At 52.4% G+C, this 2,795-nt stretch carries 3 protein-coding genes; all 3 read left to right on the top strand.

Going from position 1 to position 2,795, the window contains the following annotated elements; genetic code table 11:
* The coding region (locus K5905_RS31040) for an ABC transporter substrate-binding protein (RefSeq protein ID WP_297591577.1) at nucleotides 1-1,037 on the top strand (1,037 nt) is incomplete at its 5' end.
* A gap of 87 nt (nucleotides 1,038-1,124) precedes the next feature.
* A complete protein-coding gene (locus K5905_RS31035) occupies nucleotides 1,125-2,051 on the top strand; it encodes an ABC transporter permease (RefSeq protein WP_297591576.1) in 927 nt (308 codons plus the stop codon).
* Between the two features lies 1 nt (nucleotide 2,052).
* A partial coding sequence (locus tag K5905_RS31030; protein WP_297591575.1) for an ABC transporter permease occupies nucleotides 2,053-2,795 on the top strand: 743 nt, incomplete at its 3' end.

Raw genomic sequence — 2,795 nt, 5'->3', positions numbered from 1 at the left:
ACGGTGCGATGATCGTTCCTCCAAAATACCTCGAGGAAGTCGGCGAGGAAGCATTTGACATGCATCCGGTTGGCACGGGTCCATTCAAGGTGATCAAATATACACCCACGGTAGATGTAAAACTCGAGCGTTTTGACGGGTACTGGGACGGAAAGGCCAATGTCGACGACCTGACCATCCGCTTCATCCCGGAACAGGCGACACGCATTGCCGAACTGTTATCAGGTGGAGTGGATATTGCTCTCAATATTCCAACTACGTCCGTTGAAACGGTTGAACAGAGCGACAAGGTGGATCTCGTTCCCGTGGATGGCCCAACTGTCGAAATCTTGCGTTTCAAGACCAAAGACGCCGTCACGTCAGATCCCAGAGTTCGCAAGGCCATCATTATGGCCATAGACCGGAATATGATCATTGAGGCCTTGCTTAAGGGACTGGCTACTCCGATCACCAGCGCTCAAGGCAGCAAGTCATTCGGTTTCGATCCCAAGATCGAAGGCTATCCCTATGATCCGGCAGCCGCAAAAGCCCTGCTTGCAAAAGCTGGCGTAAAACCGGGAACCAAAATCAGTCTGGACATGCGCAATGACAGGGACAACTTGCGTGAAATTGCACAGGTCATTGCCAGCTACCTGAAAGCCGTTGGACTTGATCTTCAGATCCGCACACACGAAACAAGCGTGTTCTTTGACGAAATCGTGAGCAAGGGCAAATCAGGTGAAATGTTCCATTTCGGTTGGGGTGGCTGGACCTTCGACTTCGACAATACAGCTTATCTCCTCTACCACACCGGTGAGCGCAACAATCCTTACATCGATGACTCAAGGTTGAATGAGCTCCTGGAAAAGCAGCGGCAGACCTATGACACCGATGTGCGCCTGAAAGCGTTACAGGAAGTCGCCGCTTATGCGCATGACCACGCGCTCGACATACCGCTCTACAACCTTGCCACAATCTATGGCGTGAACAAACGCGTCAAAGGCTTCGTACCGGCTCCTGACGACCGGACCCGCTACATGTCGGTCACCGTCGACTAGTCACCTTCCGCGTAAACAGTCCGCCCGGAATGCCAATAAGCACATCCTCACCGGGCGGGCGACCTGATCCGCAAAGGAACAGCGCTCATGCCAGTATTCAGCTTCGTCGCTCAGCGGGTATTTCAAGCAATACTGGTCACGTTGATCGTGACCTTGTTCGTCGCTTTCGCAATTCGCCTGACCGGCGACCCGGCCATCATGATGACCAGCGAATCCAGCAACGTTACAGAAGAAGATCTTGCACACATCCGCGAATCCCTCGGCCTTAACAGGCCATTCTTCGTGCAATATCTCGATTTCATCAAAAGCCTGGTTACGGGCAATCTCGGCGACAGTTTCTTTCGGGGCCCGATCAGCGAACTCATCTCCATCGCGTTGCCTGCAACAGTGGTTCTGGCACTTTCGTCGATGTTGATCTCTATCGTGGTTTCGATACCACTCGGAATTCACTCAGCGGTCCATCGTGGAGGTATTTCGGACCAGATCATCCGTGTGTTGTCGCTTGTCGGTCTGTCGTTTCCGAATTTCTGGTTGGCGATCATGTTCGTACTGCTGTTCTCGATCACCTTCCCGATTTTCCCCGCCAGCGGCTACACAGGGCTAACATCTCTAATATTGCCAGCGGCCACCATTGGCATCATCCTGACTGCGACGAATGTCCGCCTGGTGCGAACAACCATGTTGGAAACGCTATCCGCACAGTACGTCATGGTCGCCCGGTCGAAGGGACTAAAGGAACGCGTTGTCGTCTACAAACATGCCCTTCGCAACGGTGCTATTGCACTCATTACATTTCTTGGCCTGCAATTTGGAAATCTGATTGGAGGCATCGTGGTTGTCGAACTCGTCTTCAACTGGCCGGGCATGGGCACGCTTGCCGTCGAAGCAATTGGACAGCGCGACTATCCACTGCTGCAAGCAAGCGTCTCAATTCTCGCCATCATGATCGTGGCAGTCAATCTTGCGGTTGATCTTGCCTATGGTTTCATCGATCCGCGCATCAGGGTGAAGTAAAATGTCAGACACCGCTCAATCCAAACTCCCCAGCGCCCGGAGTTATTTCCTCCTAGGACGTTTCTTCCACTTTGAATTCATCGCTGGCGCACTGCTTACCGGAAGCCTTGGTCTGCTTGTGCTCTTTTCTGGTCTGATTTTTCCCGACGGCGGAGAAACGATCGATTTGCTGGCTCGACTGACACCACCGTTTCAATCCCTCAATCACCTACTGGGCACCGACCCGCTTGGTAGGGATATTCTGGAGCGGATCGTCATAGGTGGTCGAATATCTTTCACTGTCGGTATCCTGTCGGCACTCGGTGCTGTTGTTCTTGGAACGATCATCGGCCTTTATGCAGGATACTTCGGTGGCTTTCTCGATGTCTTTATTATGCGTTTCGCCGATGTTCAGCTTGCGTTGCCCTTCATTCTCCTGGCCATTACCGTAATAGCCATCGTGGGCCCCGGTCTGGACCGGATCATAGTCCTGATGATTGTTTCGCAATGGGTACAATATGCCAGGCTTGTTCGCGGTTCGGTTTTGTCGCTGCGAGAACGCGAGTTCGTTCAGGCAGCACGCAGCTATGGTCTACCGAATCGAAAAATTATTTTCAGCCATATCCTGCCAAACGCACTCGGCCCACTTGTCATCCTTATGACACTAAACGTTGCAAACAACATTCTCTTGGAAAGCAGTCTGACTTTTCTTGGACTTGGCGCAGATCCACAAACGCCAAGTTGGGGTGGTATGCTGGCTGAAGG

It is taken from the genome of Roseibium sp., from assembly GCF_025698965.1.
Classification (GTDB): Bacteria; Pseudomonadota; Alphaproteobacteria; order Rhizobiales; family Stappiaceae; genus Roseibium.
This window is presented reverse-complemented; position numbering and strand designations above follow the sequence as displayed.

Excerpts from the sequence above, each read along its gene's own strand:
- K5905_RS31035 (WP_297591576.1), top strand. The coding sequence starts at position 1,125 with ATGCCAGTATTCAGCTTCGTCGCTCAGCGGGTATTTCAAGCAATACTG.